This is a genomic window from Bacillus sp. FJAT-28004, from assembly GCF_001280845.1.
Taxonomy (GTDB): Bacteria; Bacillota; Bacilli; order Paenibacillales; family Paenibacillaceae; genus Pristimantibacillus.
Genome location: NZ_LGHP01000001.1, coordinates 4,143,979 through 4,168,001 on the forward strand (window position 1 = coordinate 4,143,979; position 24,023 = coordinate 4,168,001).

Annotated in this window: 20 protein-coding genes; 19 read left to right on the forward strand and 1 reads right to left on the reverse strand. The window is 44.8% G+C overall.

Annotated elements, in window-relative coordinates; all coding sequences use genetic code 11:
- Positions 1 to 48: 48 nt before the first annotated feature.
- From AC787_RS18050 to AC787_RS18125, 16 genes are all read left to right on the forward strand, one after another.
- The gene (locus AC787_RS18050) at positions 49 to 1,413 is read left to right on the forward strand and encodes an ABC transporter substrate-binding protein (protein ID WP_082360825.1); all 1,365 of its coding nucleotides are present in this window, start codon (positions 49 to 51) and stop codon (positions 1,411 to 1,413) included.
- Positions 1,414 to 1,501: 88 nt separating this feature from the next.
- A complete protein-coding gene (locus AC787_RS18055) occupies positions 1,502 to 2,404 on the forward strand; it encodes a carbohydrate ABC transporter permease (protein ID WP_054026051.1) in 903 nt (300 codons plus the stop codon).
- 13 nt (positions 2,405 to 2,417) lie between these two features.
- The gene (locus AC787_RS18060) at positions 2,418 to 3,263 is read left to right on the forward strand and encodes a carbohydrate ABC transporter permease (protein WP_054026052.1); all 846 of its coding nucleotides are present in this window, start codon (positions 2,418 to 2,420) and stop codon (positions 3,261 to 3,263) included.
- Between the two features lie 215 nt (positions 3,264 to 3,478).
- The gene (locus AC787_RS18065) at positions 3,479 to 5,206 is read left to right on the forward strand and encodes a sensor histidine kinase (RefSeq protein WP_235561002.1); all 1,728 of its coding nucleotides are present in this window, start codon (positions 3,479 to 3,481) and stop codon (positions 5,204 to 5,206) included.
- Position 5,207: 1 nt separating this feature from the next.
- On the forward strand, positions 5,208 to 6,644 hold the full coding sequence (locus tag AC787_RS18070) for a helix-turn-helix domain-containing protein (protein ID WP_054026054.1): 1,437 nt from the start codon (positions 5,208 to 5,210) through the stop codon (positions 6,642 to 6,644).
- A gap of 146 nt (positions 6,645 to 6,790) precedes the next feature.
- On the forward strand, positions 6,791 to 8,416 hold the full coding sequence (locus AC787_RS18075; RefSeq protein ID WP_161807547.1) for an extracellular solute-binding protein: 1,626 nt from the start codon (positions 6,791 to 6,793) through the stop codon (positions 8,414 to 8,416).
- An 80-nt stretch (positions 8,417 to 8,496) separates the two neighbouring features.
- Positions 8,497 to 9,387, forward strand: coding sequence for an ABC transporter permease (locus tag AC787_RS18080; RefSeq protein ID WP_054026056.1), 891 nt, complete (start codon positions 8,497 to 8,499; stop codon positions 9,385 to 9,387).
- A 19-nt stretch (positions 9,388 to 9,406) separates the two neighbouring features.
- On the forward strand, positions 9,407 to 10,294 hold the full coding sequence (locus tag AC787_RS18085) for a carbohydrate ABC transporter permease (RefSeq protein ID WP_054026057.1): 888 nt from the start codon (positions 9,407 to 9,409) through the stop codon (positions 10,292 to 10,294).
- 84 nt (positions 10,295 to 10,378) lie between these two features.
- Entirely contained in the window at positions 10,379 to 11,212 is an 834-nt protein-coding gene (locus tag AC787_RS18090; protein WP_054026058.1) for a phytanoyl-CoA dioxygenase family protein, read from the forward strand.
- A gap of 11 nt (positions 11,213 to 11,223) precedes the next feature.
- Positions 11,224 to 12,321, forward strand: a complete 1,098-nt coding sequence (locus AC787_RS18095) for a Gfo/Idh/MocA family protein (protein ID WP_054026059.1) — start codon at positions 11,224 to 11,226, stop codon at positions 12,319 to 12,321.
- Between the two features lie 33 nt (positions 12,322 to 12,354).
- Positions 12,355 to 13,344, forward strand: coding sequence for an NAD-dependent epimerase/dehydratase family protein (locus AC787_RS18100; protein WP_054026060.1), 990 nt, complete (start codon positions 12,355 to 12,357; stop codon positions 13,342 to 13,344).
- 2 nt (positions 13,345 to 13,346) lie between these two features.
- Positions 13,347 to 14,141 carry a sugar phosphate isomerase/epimerase family protein gene (locus AC787_RS18105; RefSeq protein ID WP_054026061.1) on the forward strand — a complete coding sequence of 265 codons (795 nt, stop codon included), beginning with the start codon at positions 13,347 to 13,349 and terminating at the stop codon, positions 14,139 to 14,141.
- 70 nt (positions 14,142 to 14,211) lie between these two features.
- Positions 14,212 to 16,362: a glycoside hydrolase family 3 N-terminal domain-containing protein gene (locus AC787_RS18110; protein WP_054026062.1), complete on the forward strand. Its 2,151-nt coding sequence runs from the start codon at positions 14,212 to 14,214 to the stop codon at positions 16,360 to 16,362.
- Between the two features lie 181 nt (positions 16,363 to 16,543).
- On the forward strand, positions 16,544 to 17,620 hold the full coding sequence (locus AC787_RS18115) for a copper resistance D family protein (RefSeq protein WP_054026063.1): 1,077 nt from the start codon (positions 16,544 to 16,546) through the stop codon (positions 17,618 to 17,620).
- Positions 17,621 to 17,776: 156 nt separating this feature from the next.
- The gene (locus AC787_RS18120; RefSeq protein WP_054026064.1) at positions 17,777 to 18,874 is read left to right on the forward strand and encodes a polysaccharide deacetylase family protein; all 1,098 of its coding nucleotides are present in this window, start codon (positions 17,777 to 17,779) and stop codon (positions 18,872 to 18,874) included.
- Positions 18,829 to 20,043 carry an MFS transporter gene (locus AC787_RS18125; RefSeq protein WP_082360829.1) on the forward strand — a complete coding sequence of 405 codons (1,215 nt, stop codon included), beginning with the start codon at positions 18,829 to 18,831 and terminating at the stop codon, positions 20,041 to 20,043. Before AC787_RS18120 ends, AC787_RS18125 begins: the two co-directional genes overlap by 46 nt.
- Before the next feature lie 95 nt (positions 20,044 to 20,138).
- Here AC787_RS18125 and udk read toward each other — a convergent pair whose 3' ends face one another.
- Positions 20,139 to 20,774, reverse strand: a complete 636-nt coding sequence (gene udk / locus AC787_RS18130) for a uridine kinase (RefSeq protein ID WP_054026066.1) — start codon at positions 20,772 to 20,774, stop codon at positions 20,139 to 20,141.
- 147 nt (positions 20,775 to 20,921) lie between these two features.
- Between udk and AC787_RS18135 the strand changes: the two genes are divergently transcribed.
- The 3 genes from AC787_RS18135 to AC787_RS18145 all read left to right on the forward strand — a co-directional run bounded on the left by AC787_RS18135 (position 20,922) and on the right by AC787_RS18145 (position 23,902).
- On the forward strand, positions 20,922 to 21,842 hold the full coding sequence (locus AC787_RS18135; protein ID WP_054026067.1) for an aldo/keto reductase: 921 nt from the start codon (positions 20,922 to 20,924) through the stop codon (positions 21,840 to 21,842).
- A gap of 237 nt (positions 21,843 to 22,079) precedes the next feature.
- The gene (locus tag AC787_RS18140; protein ID WP_082360830.1) at positions 22,080 to 22,991 is read left to right on the forward strand and encodes a permease; all 912 of its coding nucleotides are present in this window, start codon (positions 22,080 to 22,082) and stop codon (positions 22,989 to 22,991) included.
- Positions 22,988 to 23,902, forward strand: coding sequence for a TIGR03943 family putative permease subunit (locus AC787_RS18145; protein ID WP_054026068.1), 915 nt, complete (start codon positions 22,988 to 22,990; stop codon positions 23,900 to 23,902). The genes AC787_RS18140 and AC787_RS18145 overlap by 4 nt, the downstream gene beginning before the upstream one ends.
- Positions 23,903 to 24,023: the final 121 nt, after the last annotated feature.

Consider the following 24,023-nt stretch of genomic DNA (forward strand, 5'->3'; position numbering starts at 1 on the left):
CCCATAAGTACTGTGTAAAAAACATCATTTTTGGGAGGGTTTGCTTTAATGATTATGAAGAAAAAGATTGCCGCGCTTGGTATCGCCGTTATTTTGGCTGCCGTTTCGCTAGTTGGATGTGGCTCTAATAGCAATAATGGTGGAGCAGCCACTAATGCACCTACAAAGGAGCCTGCTGCTGAAGCTACGGACGCACCAGCTACCGACAATACGGTTAAACTAACTGGCGACTTCGAAATTCAATATTTTGTAGGCGGGTATGGCGATAAATGGTGGAAAAAAGTTATTGCTGATTTCCAAGCTGCGAATCCGGAGCTGAACATTAAAGAATCCGCAGGACCAAAAATTAATGATCAAAACAGACCTCGCTGGATCGGCGGCAACCCGCCAGATTTCGTATACATCGATGGTCCGGTATTAAATGATCGTCAAATGGTCGAAGACGGCCAGCTGGAAGATTTGACGGAATGGCTGAAAGATGCCAAAAACGTTGACGGTGATCTGATTGCCGACATTTTGGCTCAACCCGCTCAACAATTTGACGGTAAAGTATACAACATTCCGCTCGTATTGAACTCATGGGGTGTTTTCTGGAACAAAGCGCTCTTTAAGGAAAAGGGTTGGGCTGAACCAACGGACTTCCCATCCTTCCTTGATGTAAGCGAAAAAATTAAAGCAGACGGCATTACGCCTTTCATTCACACGGGTAAATATCCGTACTATATCAACGGCTCGTTCCTGTATCCAGCCATCGTGTCGGCAAACAACAATGATTTCTCCATTCTTCAAGATATGGCAGCTAACAAAGTAGAAGCTTTTGAAAGCCCTGCCGTTCTTGCTGCTTTGAACAAAATCGTCGCCATGCGCGATAAGGATTACATCGATAAAGCTTCCATCCAAATCAATCACACGGATTCACAAATGCTGTTCCTGCAAAACAAAGATGCTTTCATTGTGAATGGATTATGGCTGCCTAACGAAATGGCGAAAGACGTTCCTGCTGGCTTTGACTTTGGTTTCATTCCTTCCATTACGCAAGAAGCTGGCGGCAAAGTGGTTGCTAACACTTCCACAGCTACAGTTGCTATTGCTAAAAAAGCGAAAAACAAAGAGGCGGCTAAAGCGTTCTTGCAGTTCATTTTCTCGAAAGATCAAGCTTCGCAATGGGCTGAGTTAAGCGGCGCTCCTTCTAACATTAAAGGCGACATCAGCAGCTCCAATGCGCCAAGCCATGTTAAAGATGCTGCTAAATATTTGACAGATCCTAACACAGTTGTTATTCCGACAATTACGTATAACGCTGACGTTGATAAAGCGATGATGGATGCAACAGATGCACTGACTATTAGCAAGATTACGCCTGAAGAGTGGGTTAAGCGGGTAACTGATGTGGTGAAAAAGGTTAGCAAATAAATAAGCCTTCAAAAGATTGACGGCAGCGATTGATCGAGGCATAACGCCTCGATCAATCGCTGTGAATTTACTCGGAGGGATGGAAAGTATGAACTCAGGGACAGTAAAATGGCAGAGAAATATATTTATCGCATCATTCATCATCCCAACTCTTTTATTTTTCGGCGTATTTACAATCTATCCGGTTGTGCAAAGCTTGTATTATTCATTTTTTGACTGGTCCGGCATGTCAGAGACAAAAACATTTGTTGGTTTTGATAATTTCAAAGAGATGTTCCATGATCCCATTGTGTGGAGAGCGATCGGCAACGACTATTTCCTTGTTGCTGGCAAAGTAATCGGCATTATGCTTCTCGCGACGTTTTTTGCAGTAGCGCTTACCAGGTTCGGCTTCAAACTGGCTGGATTTTTTCGGTCGATTTTCTTCATTCCGAATGTAATTTCCGTCGTTGTTATTGGCGTATTGTGGAATTTCATATATAATCCGCAAATTGGCTTCTTGAATGCGTTTTTGTCGTTATTCACAAGTGAAAAAGTATCGATAACATGGCTTGGCTTCTCTGATCATACGATCTGGATGCTTCTGCCTCCAGCCATTTGGGCGGGTATCGGGTTTTATATGATTCTTCTCATCGCTGCCATTCAAAGTATTCCTGCATCGTATTTTGAAGCGGCAAGCATTGAGGGTGCAGGTGAGTGGAAACAGTTCTGGAGCATAACACTCCCTCTCGTATGGGAGCAAATGAAAGTATCCATTCTTAACATCATGATGACTACGCTTAACGGTTCCTTCGTTATTGTATGGATTATGACAGAAGGTGGACCGGATAACAGCACACAGGTTATGGGCTCCTATTTGTATCAAATGGCATTCCGTCAATTTCACTTCGGGTATGGTGCTTCGATAGGGTTTATCATCTTGGTCCTGTCCTTAATTACGACAATCGTACTTCAACGGTTAATGCGTCATGACCCCGTTGAGATGAGCTAAGGGGGATAAAGAGATGAATATACAGATTAAAAATCCGTTCGCCAAACTGATCATCTATGTTATTTTGATCCTATGGGGCATATCCGTATTGTACCCGCTTATTTGGACTTTACTTGATTCTCTTAAAAATAATGAACAATTTTTCTTAAATGCACCTTGGGCCTTGCCGGAGATGCCGCTGATTTGGTCAAACTTCTCGTATGTATGGAGTAAATATCACTTTGATACGTATTTTGTTAATTCAATGGTCATTACGACGGGATCGACGATACTAGCGCTGCTGCTATCTGCAACGACGGCGTATGTGCTCGCGAGATACAAATTTAGAGGAAGCAATGCTTTGTTTCTGCTTTATATTTCCTCGATGATGGTTCCATTTGTACTCGCGCTCATCCCGTTATTTTTCTTAATGAATTCACTTGGATTAATCAATACGAAGCTCGGCTTGATTTTTGTTTATACGTCCAGCTTGCTGGCATTCGGAATTTTTGTGCTCGTCGGGTTTTTCAAGTCGCTGCCGAAGGAGCTCGAGGAAGCAGCTATCGTCGATGGCGCATCTTATTACGGGACGTTCTTCCGTGTCATGCTTCCGCTAGCGCAGCCTGGCTTGATTACAGTAGGCATTGTCAACATCCTCAACATCTGGAATGAATACATCGTGGGCACAATACTCATTAATGATCCAACTCAGTACACGCTGCCGGTGGAAATCGGCGTTATGCAAGCCGAGATGCAGTATCGTACAGAGTGGGGACCATTGTTCGCAGCACTTTTGATCACCATTATTCCAGTACTCATTATTTATATTATTTTTCAACGGCAAATCGCAAGCGGGATTACGGCTGGTGCGGTCAAATAATGTAGATGAATACGGTGTGATAAATGAAGGGCCTTTCCTTTGGAGAGGCTCTTTTTTTTGTTGTCTGTGTGGACTGCATCATGCTGGGTAGAGCCTTAAACCAGAAAAATGGGATGGGATTTCACTCATTTCGAAACAATATTATGTATGGGAAGGGTATTTAATGCAGTGAAATTAGTTTATTATTTGTTTAAATGAGGAGAGGAGGAAGTGTTTTGAACATTCGGAAACGTGTGAAACTTTCACTAAAGAAACGTATGCTTATCATCATCCTAACAAGTTCACTTATTCCATTGTTCTTAATTGGAACTCTCTCGTATTACAAAATGTACGCAATGCTGAACAATAAAATCGAGGCGAGTGTTCAAAATAATTTGCAGCAGGTGGCGCTTTCGCTCGAAAACACGATAGCTAACTTGAATTATGTGACGCAGCAGATGGCGTTCGAGGGGAATGTGGGACGCAGCTTACAAGATTACTTGCAAACAGATAGCGTATACGAGAAATCGCAATTGGAGAAAGAGCTCATTATGGAACTAAACATTATAGGCTTTTCTAATCCTTCAATAGGCTTAATGACGTATTACTTCAAAAATGACAAACGTCTGCAATTTCAAAATTTCCCTACAAAAAAGGATTTTAATGTAGAGGATTTGCCCGTTCTACAGCAGTTTGATAAAATCACGTATTATGGTCCGCATAAATCAGTGAATCGTTTCGACGATAGCAACGTCATCTCTGTTTTCCGACAAGTCAATGTCCTAGATCAGGATGATGTTTACGTATACGTTGAGACCAGTTATAAATTCACCCAAAAAATTTTACAGAGCAATCAGAAGGGCATGTCTGTTAACCATCTCATTGTCAATGACAAAGGTGTAGTCAGCTTTAGTGAGAATACCACTGATTTTCCCGTTGGTTCGATCTACCCTAGCGACAATATATCAAGCAAACCCACACCCTATAACGAATATTATTTATTTCGCAATGTGAGCAATCAGGGTTGGAGCGTAGTTTCAGTCATCCCTCAGCTGGAGTATAACAAGGAAATATCAGAATGGTTCAAGCAATTTTTCGGGTTTTCCCTGTTATCCATTGGCGTCAGCTTGCTGCTCGGATGGATTCTCTGGAAAATGGTTTACGTTCCGCTTACGAAGTTCAACAATGAAATTATGCAGCTTACGAACCAAAACTTTCATTCCGAGTTAAAAACGACACAAATACCTGAATTCGATCATTTGCTGAATCATTTTTGGAATATGCGCCGGCGTGTCTGGGAGCTTCTTGCAGAGGTAAAGCAAACGGAGAAAAAAAAGGCTGATCTTGAAGTAGAAAAGCTGATGTATCAGATTAACCCGCATTTTCTCTATAACACGCTGGATACGGTTTGCTGGCTCGCGCGCTTGAATGGTCAAGATGAGATCGATGGTCTTGCTACATCACTCAACAAACTTCTCCATTACAATTTGGACAAGCAGGGGCAAGATACGACAATTAAGCAAGAGATCGGGGCGCTGAAGGAATATTTGAATTTGCAGCAAATCAGGTATGACTTTCGCTTTGATGTTCAGATCGAAGCGGATGCTTCTATTGAGGATTTAGAAATCCCAAGGTTTATTTTGCAGCCGATTGTCGAGAATGCGTTGTACCACGGTCTGGGCGATGACGGCGTGATTCAAGTACAGGTTAGATTAGAGGGATCTTCGCATGTGGTTCTTTCCGTAGCAGATAACGGAATCAGCCTGTCGGAGGAAACGATTCAAAAGCTGCTTCATAATGAACGCGGTGAGAATAAAAAGGTCGGCTTTGGCATCGGTATGAATTACATCAAGCGGGTTCTTTCCTCTCGCTACGGATCGGAAGCCGAATTGCAAATGACGAGCAACGAGGCCGGAGGCACTACTGTTCTGATGCGAATTCCATTGAAGAAAGATGGTGAATAAGTTGAATGTACTCATCGTGGATGATGATAAATTAGTCCGAAAAGGGCTGATCGTTCTTATGCCTTGGCAGAAATTCGGGTTGAATGTTGTCGGAGAAGCGGCAAACGGCGAAGCTGCGCTTCAATTTTTGGAGAATAACGATGTCGATTTGCTCATAACTGATTTGAACATGCCTGTCATGTCGGGCATTGAATTAATGCGGACCGTCCGCATACGTTACCCTAACATTTGGCTGGTGGTCTTAACCTTCCATCAGGATTTCGAATATATTCAAGAGTCGCTTCGGCTTGGCGCAATCGATTATATCGTAAAGCTGCAGCTCGAAAAGGAAAAAATGGATGATGTGCTAACCCGTATTATGGGCAGGATAACAGAAGAAACCGGGAAACGTAATGCAGTGAATCGGTATATGCCTGAGAAGAACGAGCTTATTGCATCCCAAAGCGGCTGCGGCATTGCTTTAGTATCTCTGAATCCTGAGCAAGATGATCAATGGACCGAAGGATTGGCAATAAAGTCGGGAGACGATGTGACGGAATTAGAACAGGGCTTATGGCTATGGATACGGGAAAGCGCGGATGCTGACTGGATGCAGGAAGAGAATTTGCATGAACGACTGCAAGTGGAGCCAAATATCGTAATGATCAAATTGTCCGACCTTGAAGGCTTTGACAAGACATTGGTCGTCAAATGGCTGAGGGAGTATCGCAATCGGGGATTATTGTATGAGTTGGAAAATGGCAAGCGCATTTATTCCGTATCCCTTGTATCAGAGCAGCAAAACAGGCCAATCGTATTTGATGATGATATTCTCGAAATGCACAGACGGTGGTCATCGCTCGTATGGGTGAACAATGACCTCATATTCGAGCGTTTCCTAACGGAGCTGAAGCAGATGATGCTGCCTAGGGAGAAGCTGGAGAGTATTTTTTATTCGGCTCTGCGTGAGTGGGAACGGACGTTGTCCACCGACCGGTTGTCGGTTGGCAACCGGATCGGCAGCTTAGTGTACTGGTACGAATGGGTAGAATGGATTGGCGAGATAAGAAGGGGCATGATCGAATTAACGAATAAATCGATGTACTCCCGGCCAATTGTGGAAAGTATCTTGAAGGCGGCAGATTTAATTGCTCAAGATATTACTCAGCAAGTCGGTCTCGTTGAGATGGCGAGCTCGGTCAATATGAGCCGCAGTTACTTTAGCCAGTGCTTTAAAGATATTTTAGGAAAGCCGTTTAATGAGTATATCCGTGATCGGCGTATAGCTAAAGCGGAGGAGTTGCTGGCACAAACGGGCATGCCGATCATCCGAATTGCCGAAAAGACAGGATACCCGAATGAAAAATACTTTAGTAGACTCTTTCGTGAACAAACAGGTATGACACCAAGCGAATACCGCCAAAATCAGAAGCAAAGTACACAATTATCCAGTGAATAGAACAGAATCATCCATTATGATCGGCAAAGGCGTACATTTTAGTACGATCCTATACGATTCTAAGGACGCTAGATACTCCCTTGGGGAGTTCTTTTTATTTTATAATGAAAGCGCAAACACATAACGATATAAGAAAGGGTGGGGAAATGAAGATTTCAAAAATGCTTACATTTGTACTAGCTACTTCTATCTTACTTGCTGGATGCAGCACAAAAAATAACCCCGACACAACGAAGCCTGAAGAGCAGCAGATATCTGACAATACGCCGGTAGATCCTTTTCGACTACCAGAGCCAGTAGAAGTTAAGGTTATCAAATCTGTTCTTCCGGACTTGAATATGGCAGCAGGCGAAACGATTGAGGACAATGCTTATACCAAGTATGTTTTCGAGAGAACGAATATAAAAACAAAGGTAATGTGGTACGCATCTGCAACGGACTATGATCAAAAAATGCAGTTGGCGATTGCCAGCAATGACATTCCTGACATGATGGTTGTCAATGAGAATACGTTCAGAGCAATGGCTGCGTCGAATCAGCTTGAAGATTTGACAGAGGTGTACAACAAATATGTAACGCCGGAAATCAAAAAGTTTTATGAGGCAACTAACAATAAGGTCATTGAGTCCGCAACTTACGGCGGGAAATTGCTCGCATTGCCAAGCGTAGGCATTCAAGCCGATGCGCCTTCTATGCTTTGGGTTCGTCAGGATTGGCTGGACAAGCTAAGCCTGCAGCCTCCCAAAAACATTGAAGAATTGAAAAGCATGCTTAAAGCATTTGTAGAGCAAGACCCAGATGACAATGGTAAAGCCGACACGATCGGTTTAACTGGAAACAACGTGAATCTTGCTGCTCAGGGCGGCGGCTTGCACGATTTTAAAGCCATTTTTAACGCATTCAAATCGTATCCGTTAACCTGGGTAAAGGATGAAGCGGGCAATACGGTGTACGGTTCTACGATGCCAGGGGCTAAAAAAGCGCTGGGCGTTATTCGGGATATGTATAAGGAAGGCCTTATTGATAAAGAGTTCGCACTGCGGAAAAGTCCGGATGAGCTCGTAGCAAGCGGCAAAGCGGGTGCCTTTTTCGGGCCTTGGTGGACGCCATGGGCGTTGACTGGTTCTGTAAAGAACGATCCGAAAGCGGATTGGAGAGCTTATATGATCGGGGACGAGCAAGGCGAATACAACATTGCGTCACTGCCGGCGGCCCAGTCGTACCTTGTCGTTAAGAAAGGCTTTAAGCATCCGGAAGCAGCTGTCGTCTATGCCAATATGTACGATCAAGTATCACATACGCCTAGTGAGAAGGAAAAAGAGCTCATAAATGGCCATTCCTTGTGGCCGTTGACGATGATAACGGATTACCCAAATGCTGCAACGATCAAGCACGAGCTTCTTGTGGACGCTCTGGCGGGCAAGGTAGATCCAACAACATTAGACGGCGAAATGCAGCTAGTTTACAAGCAAGCGCTTAAGGATAAGGAAAACCCTAGAGCGAACGCCGATGAATGGGCTGCGCCTCATGCTTACTTGGAGGGTGCTGGTGTTCTGAAATTGAAGATGAATGCGATCGATCCGGTATTCAACACGTCAACCAAAACGATGGAGCGAAGATGGGCTAACCTGCAGAAGATGGAGAATGAAACGTTCTTCAAAATCGTACTTGGCGGTTTGGAGCTGGATGCATTCGATCAGTTTGTCGAAAAGTGGAAAGCTGAAGGTGGAACTACGATTATAAAAGAAATTGATGAAGAAATATTGAAATAGTCTACTAACGGTAATAAGCGCTGTGGATTGATGCAGCGCTTGTTAGGACAGGCTGTTTTTCTAGGGAATGAGGCGTAGAAATGAAACAATTCCTTTTACAAAAGCACTATCACTTTATGTTATTGCCAGGAATGATCCTGCTCATCATTTTCAGTGTAATCCCGATGGTTGGTATTGTACTTGCTTTTCAGGACTTTAAAATGGGTCTTGGCTTAATGGGATCACCATGGATTGGTTTCGAGAATTTCTCCTATTTGTTTGATATGGAAGATAGTAAAACGATTTTTTTCAATACGATTAATATCGCATTTTGGAAAATCATAGCCAATAGCGTAATTCCGTTGGCTTTTGCCATTTTATTAAATGAAGTAAATAAACTCGCTTTTAAACGCTGGGTTCAGACGATTGTCTATTTGCCCCATTTCTTGTCATGGGTTATTTTATCCGGCATCATTATTGACCTTCTCTCCCTTGATGGTGTAGTGAACAATGCCCTCCAAGCGATAGGGATGGAGCCTATTATGTTCCTAGGGAACAATACATTGTTTCCATGGATCGTCATTTCAAGTGACGTGTGGAAGGAATTCGGGTTTAACGCAATTATATTTTTGGCAGCATTAACCGGAATCAATCAAACCCTATACGAAGCGGCTGAAATCGATGGTGCTACATGGCTGAAGAAATTAAGACATGTTACATTACCGGGTATCGCCCCGACGATTGTGCTTCTCGGGACTTTGAGCATTGGAAACATATTAAATGCTGGTTTCGATCAGATTTTCAACCTATACAATCCTCTCGTATATGAGTCAGGAGATATTATTGATACGTATGTTTACCGTGTTGGTATTGTACAAGCTCAGTTTGGTCTAGCAACAGCAGTAGGATTAATGAAATCGGTCATTGGTTTAATCTTGATCGTCATCTCGTATCGATTAGCTGGAAGATTTGCTAATTATCGCATTTTTTAATAGAAGAGGGTGATTATTCGTGGTTCGGAACCAATCGTGGCAGACTCGTTTAGCTATAGGCAGTTTGTACACGCTCATGACAGTCATTGCATTTCTATCATTGGCTCCGATTTTGTATACCGTTGCGGTTTCCTTCAGTGATAAAGCGGCTGCAGCGGCGGGAAAAGTCACTTTATGGCCGATCGGTTTTAATACCTTTGCCTATGACACGATATTGAAGGATAAAAATTTTCTTGGTTCCTTTGGAGTATCTGTAAAAAGGGTTCTGTTAGGCGGCGTCATTAACTTTCTAATATGCGTGTCTATGGCATATCCGCTATCCCGCCAGGTAAATGAGTTTCGTTTCCGTGATACGTACATGTGGTTCATCATTGTAACGATGCTGTTCAGTGGAGGAATCATTCCTCTTTATATTTTGATGAAGTATTTGGGTTTGTTTGACACAATCTGGGCGTTGGTGCTACCAACCGCAGTACCTGTATTTAACGTAATCCTGTTAATTAACTTTTTTCGAAGCATTCCTAAAGAGCTGTCTGAAGCGGGACATATTGATGGGGCGGGCCCATGGTATATGTTGATGAAGATATTTATTCCTCTTTCCGCGCCAGCGCTGGCCACAATCACGTTATTTAGCATCGTCAACCATTGGAATTCATTTTTTGACGGGTTGATATTTATGCGAAGCATGGAAAATTATCCGCTGCAAACGTATATTCAGCAGTTTGTCGTTCAGACAAATATGCAAAATGTATCTTCGATGGAGAAGATTGAGCTTCTCAAAAAGCTTTCGAATCAAACCTTGAATGCTGCGAAAATCGTAATCGGGATGCTGCCTATTCTTGTTATTTATCCATTCTTACAGCGATTTTTTATTCATGGCATTATGCTGGGCTCCGTCAAGGAGTAGTGCACAAGTGGCATATTCGATAATGAGTATTTCCCGAAGTTATAGCTTGCCTAACAAAAAAACAAAAAAATGGAGGGATTCACAATGAAAATTCAATTGACAGAGCAAGAACGGGCTACAAAACAGTTGAGCCCAGAAACGTTGGAAATAGCGGTTGAGCAGGTACTAACAAACGGATATGTTTTGTTTGATAAAGTATTGAGCGAAGAGAAAATTGCCCATATCAAACAATCCTTTGATCCTTTATTCGATGAATTCATTGAACGTAAAGGATACAACACAGGGACTAACCGCGCACAAATGTTTCTTCCTTTCATGCAGCCCTACATCGATGAGGACGTCATCAGCAACTCGATCGCAACGGCTGTACTGGACAAAATTCTTGGCGAAGGCAACCGCTGCACCTATTTGGCTTCGGATACACCGATGCCGGGTTCTGATTATCAGAATGTACATTGCGACATTATGCCGCTATTTCCGGATCTGTCTATTCCCCTTCCAATCTTCAGCTTGGTTGTAAATATTCCTTTGGTTGACGTTACGGAGGAGAATGGACCGCTTGAAGTATGGCCTGGCGGTACGCATCTAAATCCTGATCGGGCGAATCATGATACGCTTGACGGCAGTGTGAACCCGCACCTCAATATCGTCAGAGCGGCTGAATATATGCATTCTGAGAAGGTATTTATGTCTGCAGGCTCCATCGTTATTCGTGATATCAGAATGTGGCATCGCGGTACACCAAACCGCTCGAACGACCGCCGCACGAACCTTGCAATGATCTTCGGAAAAAGCTGGTACGGCGGAGGTTCTTATATTCAAATACCGCAAGAAACATACGACGGGCTGCCTCCTAAAGCGAAGGATGCGTTCCGTATGGAAAAAATCGGCTTCCCAGCTAAAATGCCTTGGGAATAAGGGTGGATAAGATGAGAATTTATATTATTGGTGCTGGCGTTATTGGCAGATTTCATGCGGAAGCGATTCGCAAGCTTTCCGCAGAGGAATCGATCTTGATGAAGGTGGCAGACCCGAACGCTCAAACCCTTGCCATTTTCACAGAAGCATTTCCTGAGGCAGAAGCCTTTTCCGATACACAGACGATGCTTGCAGAGCCTGCGAGAGAGGACGATATTGTTATTATCGGTACTCCTCCAGTTACACACTTTGCCTTGTCACAGATGGTATTGGAGTCCGGTCGCCATGTGCTTTGCGAGAAGCCGCTCGTTATGAACGGTCATGAAGCGGAAACGCTGCTGGCGCTGGCGAAGCGTCAAAATCGGATGCTTGGATGCTGCAGCGACCGTTTTCTTGGCCTCTCCAAGACAGAGGAAGTTAAAGAGCTGCTGCGTACGCAAACCTTGGGCGATCTATATAAAGTCACTTTCGTTTATCGAAATCAACGTTCACGCGCTGGTGTCGAATACCAGCCGGAAAGTAAATGGTTTCTTGACCGCGTGAAGAGCGGCGGCGGTATTCTAATGGATTGGGGTCCTTATGATCTTACGGTCTTGAATGATCTCTTAAATCCGGAGTCTATTGAAGTCGTTACCGCTTGGACAAGCCAGCCGATTACAGAAATTGATCCGACAGATACAACATACGATGTTGAAGGACATGTCGGTGCTATGCTGCAATACAGCTTGTCTGATGGCAAGAAAGTATTTGTACAGTATGAGCGGGCATCGTGTACTCATGGTGAGGCATACCATCATGTTGAGCTGGAAGGTACATTAGGTGCGGTCAAATGGTCGCCTTATTTTGAAACGGACGAGGTTGTTTACAAAAAGGATAAAGCAGGACAAATAGAATCGAAGGAGAGCCTTATCCCTCATAATGGCCCTTATTCGGTGATGGATCATCCGCTGTATTACTTCTATTTGAAAGTCAAAGGGATTGAATCCCGTGCAACCATTAACGAGCAGGCTGTATTCAACCTGAAATGTTTGCAAGCGATCTATGAATGTGCGGAGACAGGGGTTTCTCAGAAGGTGTCCATGCCGTTACAAAATGCGGTAAATGCGTAGAAAAGCATGTGAATAAGGAAGCGTGATGCAGACATGAAGGTAATGGTGCTAGGCGGTACTGGAAATATAAGCGAGAGCATTGTTGTCAGGCTGCTGGAGCTTGGGCATGAAGTGACATGCTTCAACCGAGGGAATAGAGGGAATGTTCCCGAAGGCGTCAAGGTCATTATTGGCGATCGACATGACAAAAGTGCTTTTATCGATAGGATGAGGAAAGAACAGTTCGATGCTGTCATCGATATGATCAGCTTTACGGAAGATGACGCTTTAACCAGCATAGAAGCATTCCGCGGCGTAGGGCATTTCATTCAATGCTCGACCGTATGCACCTATGGCATTGATTACGATTCATTCCCTGTGACCGAGGACCATCCGCTTCGACCGATATCGGGTTATGGCAAAGGCAAGGGGGATGCGGATCAAGTACTTCTCCAAGCTTATGCGGAGGAAGGTTTTCCAGTTACGATTGTGAAGCCCTCGACTACCTATGGGCCTAAGTCGGGTATGCTTCGCCAAGTGGCTTGGGACTTTTCTTGGATCGATCGAATTCGCAAGGGGAAGCCGATTCTGGTTTGCGGAGAAGGCAAGGCGCTGCATCAGTTTTTGCACGTATCCGACGCGGCTAGAGGATTTGCAAGTATTCTCGGGAAAGCCCACTGTATCGGAGAGGTATACCATCTTGTTCGTCCTGACTTTGTAAGTTGGGGAGACTATCACCGTACTGCAATGAAGATATTGAACCGCGAAGTGGAAATGGTCGGTGTAAGCTTGGATGAGCTGCTGGCAATCGATCCGAATCGATTTGACTTATGCCGAGAGATTTTTGCACATGACACGTATTATAGCGCGCAGAAGCTGTTAAGAGATGTGCCTGAATTTATGCCTGCAATCTCCTTGGAAGCAGGAATGCAGCAAGTGTTCCATGCTATGGAGCGAGAAGGAAGAATTCCTGATTCCGATCTGGAAACTTGGGAGGACCCTATTATTGCTCGCTATCATTCGGAAAGAGTAAGGAGATTCTAAACATGATCATCAAAGGATTTTCGATAGCGATATATAGCTGGCAGGAGAGATACCATTTCGACCAAAGAGAGTTCTCTTGGGAAGAGGTTTTTCGGGAGTGTGCCGAAGCTGGGCTGAACGCGGTTGAATTTGACCCGGAACCGGAATTGTTAAGTCTAGCTCAGAAATATGGCATATCGGTATCCGGCTCCTACATGGGACTTAATTTACACGAAGATGTGATTCCACTTGAAGAGACGATGAAGCCTTTAGCTGAGCGTTTGGCAAAAGCCGGAGGAACAGATCTGGTTGTGAATGCCGATCCAAAAGGTGGATGGGGCGTTGCACTCCCGAAAACGGAGGACGAGTTCAAGCGTCAAGGGGAGCATTTGTCACGTATCGCTTTAATCGGGGAAGAATGGGGCTTAAAAGTAAGCCTGCACAATCATGCGGATGAGAAGCATAATGCCGAAGGTGATCTGCGCAGTGTTATTGAATATGCTAGTCCTAATGTAGGACTTTGCGTGGACACCGGATGGGCGCATGTAGCAGGGTATGATCCAACAGATTGGATTCGGAAGTATCCAGATCGAATTGATGCGTTTCATTTAAGAAACCAGTTCGGACGCATTCCGAGTGAAGATCTTCTTGAAGGCGACATTAATATGCAGAAGCTGATGCAAGCACTAGCGGAAACCGAGTATAATGGCTGGCTATCGTTTGAGCTGCTGCATAACGCGGAGAGCCAGCCCGTACGCACGATGAAAGAAGATATTAAGCGATCAGTCGACTATTTGAAGCTGCTTGCTGCTAAATAACGGAATGGAGGGACTTTTGCTTATAACAGCAAAGGTCCTTCGTCATAAGTACGCCGAGAGGAGACAGGATATGGACTCTACCAATAGAGGGAATGCAGCTGGCAAGCATCCAGAAACGGAGGAAAAAATAAAATCGTTATTGATGCAAATGACCCTGTCTGAGAAGATTGGGCAAATGACTCAGATCGGAAGGTTCAATCCTGACAGTGATTTATCGTCAATTAGGGAAGGCAAAGTCGGTTCTTTGCTTGGAGTCATAGGGGCGGAGAAGGTAAATGAATTGCAGCGCATCGCCGTAGAACAATCCCGTCTTGGCATTCCGCTCCTCATTGCAGCTGACGTCATTCATGGTTACCGTTCTATATTTCCAATTCCGCTAGCGGAGGCAAGCAGTTGGAATATGGCATTAATCGAGGAAACATCGGCAATTGCCGCAAGAGAAGCTTCGGCGGAAGGCATTCAGTGGATTCTCGCTCCGATGGTGGATATCACGCATGATCCAAGATGGGGAAGAATAGCGGAAGGCGCGGGCGAAGATCCTTTTTTGGGTTCGGACATTGCCCATGCGAGAGTAAAGGGCATTCAGCGCAATGATTGGAGCAATCGACCGCATATGATGGCATGTCCCAAGCATTTTGCCGGCTACGGGTTCGCTGAAGCTGGACGGGACTATAATACAGTCGACATGTCGATCCGGCGGTTAAGGGAAATTTGTTTCCCGCCGTTTAAAGCGGCGCTGGGTGCAGGCGCGGGTTCGATCATGGTAGCTTTCAATGAGTTGAACGGAGTGCCATGCTCAAGCAACCGTTGGCTATTAAAAGAGGTTTTGCAGCAGGAATGGGGATTTGAGGGTGTTGTCGTAAGCGATTGGAATTCAATCGGTGAATTGGTGCAGCATGGAAATGCTGATTCGGAAGCAGCAGCGGCGCGTCTAGCTATCCAATCTGGCGTTCACATGGACATGGAATCTCAGGCTTATGGTAACCATCTGCTTGAGTTGGTCAGACAGGGCACTATCTCGGAAGCGCTTCTTGATGATGCTGTGACCCGCATTTTGAGAATGAAATTTCAATTGGGATTATTTGATCAGCCGTACACGGATCCTGCGCTGGAATCAACGATTCTGCTTGCCCCATGTCACGTGCAGACCGCTCGTGAAATGGCATGCCAGTCCATTGTGCTTTTGAAAAACGAGGGAAATGTACTGCCGCTGAAGCCGACGGTGCGTAAGTTGGCTGTGATTGGTCCGCTTGCTGATGATCGCGAAGCGCTTCTTGGATGCTGGCGCGGGCAAGGCAGGAACAGTGATGTTGTTACAGTTGTCGATGGGATTCGATCCTCGGCCACATCCGGTATGGAGATCATGTACGCCAAGGGCTCTGATGTGACAGAGGGAACAGACAAAGAAAGAATCGAGGCCGCAGCTGTTGCAAGCGAGTGCGAGGTTGCTATCGTCGTACTTGGCGAATCGGCAAATATGAGCGGAGAAAATAACAACCGCACGTCTCTTGAAATCCCGAGCTGTCAGATGGCGCTGCTGAAAGCAATTCATGAGACTGGAACTCCAGTCGTTCTGGTGCTCGTGAATGGCAGACCGTTATCCGTAGAGTGGGCACAGCTGCATGTTCCGGCTATTGTAGAAACGTGGCAGCTCGGTATTCAATCCGGAATGGCGACGGCAGACGTTCTATTTGGTCATTACAACCCAAGCGGAAAGCTTCCGGTTACTTTTCCGAGAAATGCAGGACAAATTCCGATTTATTACAACGCGAAGAGAACGGGCAGACCTGAATTGAAGCAATATGTTGATGATCAAGTGGACCCGCTGTATCCTTTTGGATACGGATTGAGCTATACAACGTTCGAATACAGTGATTTGGTTCTCAATAAGTCGAAGATTACCGCTGAGGAGAGCATAAAGGTACAGGTTCGTATTCTCAATGCGGGCAACATGGATGGCGAAGAAGTCGTGCAGCTCTATATTTGCGACGAATTCGCTTCCATCACTAGACCCGTGAAAGAACTTAAAGGTTATCAGAAAATCATGCTCCGAGCTGGTGAGATGCAGACCGTTGAGTTTGAACTGGCTGCAGAGCATTTGGGTTTTGTAAATAGTGAAGAACAGTTTGTTGTAGAACCAGGATCATTTCGTGTATGGGTGGGGCCGAGCAGCGCGGACGGGTTGGAAGGTCAATTCGAGGTTATTTCAACTAAAGAGTAGCAGATCGCCTTCACTTATCTTTAAATGATATATTCACTAATAGGAACACTCCTCATCGAAGGAGTGTTTTTTTATAATAAAATGATCATTTGAGACAATTGTCACATGAACATACATTCATTTGTTTTCATATATGATATGATGGCTTTGGAGTTGAACCTTGTGCTTGGAGTTGATCATATTGTACATTTACTTCTTTGAAACGCTGCTTTATTTATCCTTTGCTTTAACAGGTGGTTATCTATTACTTCAATTCATCCCCGAGAAGTCCAAACCACAATTAAAAAACATCTCTGATTTATTTCAATACGCCTTATTAGCAATCCCGCTATTTTCTTTTATGTCGATTCTTCGATCGGCTCTTGTTTTACGTGATTTTGCGCAGGACATGCCATTCGTTCAAGTTTTATTAATTGTAGTTAAAGATTATTCGTACGGTAATGCATGGGTTTGGAACCTCATTATTTGTACGGTGATGTACATGATTACGCAGTTCAAAGGTTTGCAGGGTAAAATGACCAAGTGGGTCCTAGCACTTTTGTGGTGTTCAAGTATTCTAGCTCATGGCTGGGCTAGCCATCCGGCAGGTTTCTCACCCGTTTGGGGAGTTCTCTCACAATCTGTTCATGTCGCTGCGGTTTCCCTTTGGCTGGGTACTCTTCTTATTATTGCTTGGTTTACAAAAGGAGAATGGAACTGGAAGGCGTTTGTGAGGTGGTTTACGCCAATGTCGATCAGCAGTATCGTCCTTATTATAGCGGCTGGTATTGTTATGATGTTTCTCTTAGTAGATGGTTATATCAACTCTTGGGCTATCAACTATGGAGAAGCTCTTCTTCTCAAGCATCTTGTTTTCTTGCCGCTTGTTCTTCTAGGCTTTATGAATGGATTCCTAACCAAAATAACGGATAATGGTCAACATAAAAGCAGATTGCAATGGTGGCTTCGCTTGGAAACGGTTATTGCACTCGTTATTCTTATTACGACTGCCTATATGGGCGTACAGGAGCCTCCTCATGAAGGGGAGTTCGAGGATCCCTCTCCCTCAGCACTATTCACTTTCTTGCAGGGGGATTTGCAGGATCTATCACTGCAATGGAACTGGAATTTTGTTTATGTCAGCATGATTCTCATTGGAATAGCAGCAATGGCCTTATTATTTCCTAGCTATAAAAAAGAAAAACGCAGCATGTTTGTTGCTTTTACTTGCATAGCTGTCCTGTTCCCGTTTCTTGGCATTCTCTTATCTGTTCAATAGTGTAAATAGAAGGAAAACTCGTTTCTGCTTTTTATGCAGGACGAGTTTTTTTTGTAAGACAGTAGGATTGTATTAGATAAGGAGAGGAGAGTATTGGAACATTTTTTTATTCTCAACTATAATACAGGAAACTAACGATAGAATAGAGGTTGCAACATGACAGCTGAAGCAATTTGGAAGGGAAATACCGACCAACCCATTTGTGCGTTTACGTTTGATGACGGACCTTCGCATCTTCCACTTGAATGGTGGCTCGATGTTCTCGAGGAAGAGGAAGCCATTGGCACCTTCTTTTTTACGGGAGAGTGGATAGATCGATATCCGAATAAGGCGAGAGAAATACTCTCACGGGGTCATGTGCTTGCCCCGCACACCTATCATCATCGCCGGATGGCAGAAGTGCCTAAGGCGGTATTTTTGGAGCAGCTTAAGCTAGCCGAACTGGCTTATCAGGATGCAACAGGCCTTCCATGCCCAACCTTTATGCGTTTTCCCTATTGTTCATTCCGTGAAGAAAATCTGGATTGGCTAGCAGAATGGGGCGGCTACCGGGACATTGAAGGCGTCGATTCAGGAGATTGGAGGGGTGTACCTTCGGAAGCTATCATTGCTAAGATCGAGCCAAAGCTTGATAAAGGGACGATAGTGGTCATGCATAGCAACGATATTGCGAAGGGTACTCCAGATGCTTTAAGAGAGCTTATCCGAATCGCTAAGCAAAGAGGGCTAAGATGCGTGGGCATCCCTGAAATGCTGGAGTCATCTGGAATTGAAGTAGGTTATAAGCCTTGGAAAATTACGATTGAGGTTCCGTCTGAGCTGGATTATCCTTCTGAGAGTTGGGTTCCTCTGAAGAACAACGATGAGCTTGCTGCGCTGGCAGCTCAGACGATAGATTGGAATATTCCACAATATTCTCTGCAGTTCCATTCCGAGCTGGAATGGCTTGAGCATTTGGAGAATCCTCTACAGGAATGCGGCGTCATGGAGAACCGTGAGCTATTTCATATTCGGCAATTTGAAGGTTCCTATTGGGGTTTTGCACGCTTTGGTGTCATGGAGGATACGCTTGTCCTACTAGACTTTGCGGCTAAGGAAGCGCAAGCAGACACACTCGTCTATTTGCTGCGTTTTGCTGTTGAGACTGCAAAGGAGCTAGGACTAAGCCGCATTGAGGCAAGGCGGGATATTCGCAATATGAATGAGATGTGCAGACAGCTGGGCTGGCAATCGGAGATCAAGGAAGAGCTGTAGAAAGAAGGAACGCATCGGTGAAGTCATTAGCAAGCTATTATTTTTTATGGTATCTAGCCATTTCTGTTGTTATGCCCTATACAAGTCTTTATTTCAGCGATCGGGGCTTTAGCCATACAACGGTTGGTCTAATCCTGTCTTTATGGGCTCTGGTAAGCGTCATTGCCCAGCCCGTAATGGGCATGATCAATGACCGTATCAACAATCCGCGCAAAATCATTATGATTTGCGTCATCACAGCTCCCATACTCGGGATCGGATTCCAGTTCACAGAAGGACTTGCAGGGATTCTCGTATTGTCTATATTCTTTGCATGGTTTCAATCCTCTGGCGGACCGATAGGCGACGCGATGTCTGTTGAGATTGCCAGCAAAAAAGGTTTTTCCTTTGGCAGCGTCAGGCTGTGGGGAGCTTTAAGTTATGCGATTGGTACCTTTGCTACGGGCATTTTATACGAAAAATACGGCTACAATGACATCTTTATTTATTATCTCGTCGTTAGTACAACGGTCTGCTTGGCGCTCATGCTGCTTCCTGCAACCAAGGTTACTCGTAGAAATGTGACGTTATTCGGCCAAATGGGCGAGGTTGTTCGCAATAAGCCATTTATGATATTTGTCGCTACAAGCATGCTGATGATGATGTCTGCATCGATTAATATGAATTTTTTGCCATTATACTTTAAAGAAATGGGCTTTGATAAGAGCTGGATTGGCAGTGCATTTGCAATCGCCGCAATTATTGAGGTGCCTATGTTCTGGGTAGCGACGAAGCTAAGCAAGCGAATAGGCAGATACCAGCTGTTATGCGTGGCAGCTATGATCTACGGCATTCAATATTTTGCGATGTTTTTCTTCGACAACGTATCATTGACGCTTGCGGTTCAACTGTTGAATGGGATCGCGTTTGCTTTTGTGGCGGGCACAGCTGTAGAAATTGTACAGAGCTATGCCAACGAGGGAACGAAAGCAACTCTGCAAACGGTCTATGCAGCTGTAACATGGGGACTTGGCGGCATTGTTGGCAATGCGATGGGCGGCGTTGTCGTCGATCGTTTTGGAGCACCATTCCTTTACTTGATTCTGTTTTGTTTATGTATGGCGGCTTCAGTGCTGTTTTTTGCAAACAAGCACCACCAACGAGGAAATCAAGCAGATTCGGTCGCTTAATGGGTTTTTGGCTAAAATAGATCTAATAAAAAGGGGCTGTCCTAAAGGTCTATAATGACCTTAAGGACAGCCCCTTTCCTATGATTAGAGCGTAATTAACCGATAGTCGGCGGCTCGTCATCTGTCATATATTTCTCCGTTAATATGGTCAGCAATTGAATGCCAACCTCGTTATGTCCGCCTTCAGGAATGATCAGATCGGCATATTTTTTGGACGGCTCAATAAAGGCTTCGTGCATGGGCTTAACCGTGTTCAAATATTGGTCGTGGACAGATTGTATCGTCCGGCCGCGCTCCTCGATATCCCGAAGCACTCGGCGAAGAATACGCACGTCGGGGTCCGTATCGACAAATACCTTGATGTCTAGCAGCTTCCGTATGCTTTCTTCTGCGAGCACATGAAGTCCTTCCAATATAACGATATTGTTCGGATTAAGCTCTACGATTTCGGTAGTGGATGGTGCATAAGCGGCGAAATCATAAACCGGCGCGTAAACTGTTTTTCCTTCTTTAAGAAGAAGCAGATCATGAGCGAGCAGCTCGATGTTGAAAGAGAGAGGATGATCATAATTGATCAATTCGCGTTCAGCCATGCTGAGATGCGAGTAAGTTTTATAGTAGTTATCCTGAGATATGAAAGTCACTTTTTCCGATCCAAGACGTTCAATGACAGAGCGTGCGACCGTGGTTTTTCCCGAGCCGGTGCCGCCAGCGATACCAATAATAAGCATGGTGATTCAATAAACCTCCCTAATAGAATTGCCATAGCAATTTCAGTATTGTAGCACAGAATACTGAACCATGCTATTTCTTACCTATGGTTTAAAATGTTAAAATGATAAGGACAGGCAACAAATCATTTAGAAGGAGTGTTGATCTTGAAGTATAGAAGACTCGGAAGCACAGAGCTAAATGTGTCGGTAATCGGCATCGGAACCTGGCAGTTTGGAGGAGAATGGGGCCGGGAGTATTCACAGAATGAAGTCGATATGATTCTCGACAAAGGGCGTGAGCTCGGCATCAATCTGATTGATACCGCAGAATGTTACGGCGATCACCTCTCAGAATCACTCATTGGAGATTATATCAGCCGCCGCAACCGCGAGGATTGGATCATAGCAACAAAATTTGGCCATCATTTTCACGAGCGTTTCACCCGTACAGACGTATTTGACGCCGAAGGCGTCGTAGCACAGCTTGATGCTTCGCTGAAAGCGTTAAAGACGGAGTACATTGACCTGTACCAATTCCATTCCGGACCCGATCAGGCATTTGATAATGATGTGCTGTGGACGACTTTGGAGAAGCAAATTGCAGCTGGGAAAATCCGGTTTCTTGGAACATCTATCGGCAGCAATGACAATCTTCATCAGACGGAAGCATCAGCCAAAGTAAATTCCCGCGTCATTCAGGTTGTCTATAATCGACTTGATCGTAAGCCGGAGGAAAGAGTATTTCCAGTATGCGAGCAGCAGGATCTAGGCGTACTTGCGCGTGTTCCGCTGGCGAGCGGCTATTTGAGCGGTAAATATAAGCCGGGTGCCGTGTTCGGCGAAACGGATGTACGCCACAGGCATGATGCCGAGAATACACGGCTTAAGCTGCTGGAAGTTGAGGAAATTCAACGTGAAGAGGTACCACAAGGTGTCGATATGGCAAGCTGGGCGCTTGCTTGGTGCTTGAAGCATCCTGCTGTAACGGCGGTTATCCCGGGCTGCAAGGACCCAGCACAGGTTGAGGCTAACGCCAAAGCAGCGTTACTCGCGGTGGAGCCACACCCGCAAGATCGCAGCAATTAACCCTATAAAGTAATATTTTACGCTTAAGAAGAGGCTGGTGAGCGATCATCAGTCTCTTTTTTGTATTATTACGTTAATCATTCACCACGCTAATTTAATATATCGTCGAAAATCCTGAGCGGCTCTTTCTTGAGTCAAGCTTGACATACAGGTCGAGAGTGGTTTACAACCATATACAGAGGCAGAGACAATTGCTAGATGTAGTTGGAAAATGTAGCAAACGCAGGAGGAGCAAGCTTGACGACCTTATATCAATTAAATACGATTTTTATTAGCATGGTGATGGAAGCTATCCCTTTCGTCTTAGTCGGCGTCCTTATTTCCGGATTAATTCAAACTTTCGTGAAGGAAGGATGGATAACGCGCATCATGCCGCGCAACCGTTATATGGCTACCTTATTGGGTTGCGGAATCGGCATCTTTTTTCCTTCATGCGAATGCGGGATTGTACCCATTACGCGAAGATTAATAAACAAGGGTATGCCGCTGCATGCCGGAATTGCGTTTATGCTTACTGGACCGATTATCAATCCAATCGTGTTGTTCTCCACTTATATCGCCTTTGGGAATGATTGGGAGATGGTTGGCATTCGGGCTGGACTTGCTATCGCGGTAGCTTTCTCCGTTTCGATTATCCTGTCGTTTATGTTCAAGCAGCTTCCGTTCCGCATTCAAGATGGACAAGCTGCCGCGGCCATGGAGCCTGGCATGGAAGTGCCAGCCGCTTCCCATGTTCCGCCCGGCAAGAAGCTTTATGAGGTAGTCGTCCATGCGGTTGAAGAATTTTTCTCCGTCGGCAAATATTTAGTGCTCGGCGCGTTTATCGCCGCATGCATGCAAACATTCGTACCGACCTCTTATTTGCTTCATTTAGGCAGCAACCCGGTGACTTCTTCGTTGGTCATGATTGCCCTTGCTTTCCTTATTTCGCTTTGCTCGGAGGCGGATGCCTTCATTGCAGCTTCCTTCAGAAGCACATTTGCAGTAGGCTCATTATCGGCTTTCCTTGTTTTTGGACCGATGATCGATATTAAAAACACGCTTATGCTTCTCGGAACATACCGCGGCAAATTTGTCGCTGTCTTAATTGCGCTCGTAACGTTGTTTACGTTGGTTGGATCGTTGCTTGTAGGGAGGTTATTCGGATGATGCGTTTCGTTATATTGTTCGGATTTTCTTTTATGTTTTTTATGCTGCATTATACGGGAGATATTAATAAATATATCAATATGAAATATGCTTACCTATCCATAAGCGCCGTCGTTATCATGGGTCTCTTAAGTATCTTTGAATTCGTACGCGTCTCACGCCAGCAGATTGCCGAGGAGAAGAAGCAGGCGGCTGCTGCAGCCGGGCATGTTCACGACAAGGAATGCTGTCATGAAGTGCATGATCATGATCACGCTCATCATCATGATCATGGCCACTCCCACGGCAACGATACGAAGCTGAAACGATTTATCGGCTACTTCATTTTATTTGTGCCGATCTTTACAGGATTATTCTTGCCGGCCTATGCGCTTGATTCAAGCTTTGTGAAGGCAAAAGGTTTTTCCTTCCCGAGTTTTGAAGAAAACATCCAAAACAATCCTGGCGCCCACCAGTTTCTGAAGCCGGATTCAAGCGTTTTTTACCGCAAGGACGATTATGTTAATGTCAAAAACAAAGAACTGGCGCAATTCATAAATCGGCCTGAAGTCATCCTGACGGATGCGGATTATTTGAAAGGTATGGAAGTCATCTACAATACGCCGGAAGCATTTATGGGCAAAACCATTGGGTTCGATGGGTTCGCTTATAAAGGGCAGCAGGTGGACGGCAACCATTATTTTGTCTTCCGGTTCGGCTTCATCCATTGCGTGGCGGATTCAGGCGTTTTTGGCATGCTCGTTGAATTTCCGAAAAACACGCAAATTAAGGACGATGATTGGGTGCATGTATCGGGGAAACTGACTTGGGAGCTTTATCAGCCCTTTAAACAAACGATTCCCGTGTTGAAGGTGACCGATTGGAAGACAATCGAGACACCCAAAGATCCTTATGTTTATCGCTCCAATTAATGAGGAAGCAGCAAGAAGCCGCCCCCGTACGGGAGAGCACTGAAAAAAGTCGTTGTCTTGTTGCTTTAAGCAACAAAACGTCGACTTTTTCAGTGTTCTCTCAAAAGGTTGTTAGCCTTTC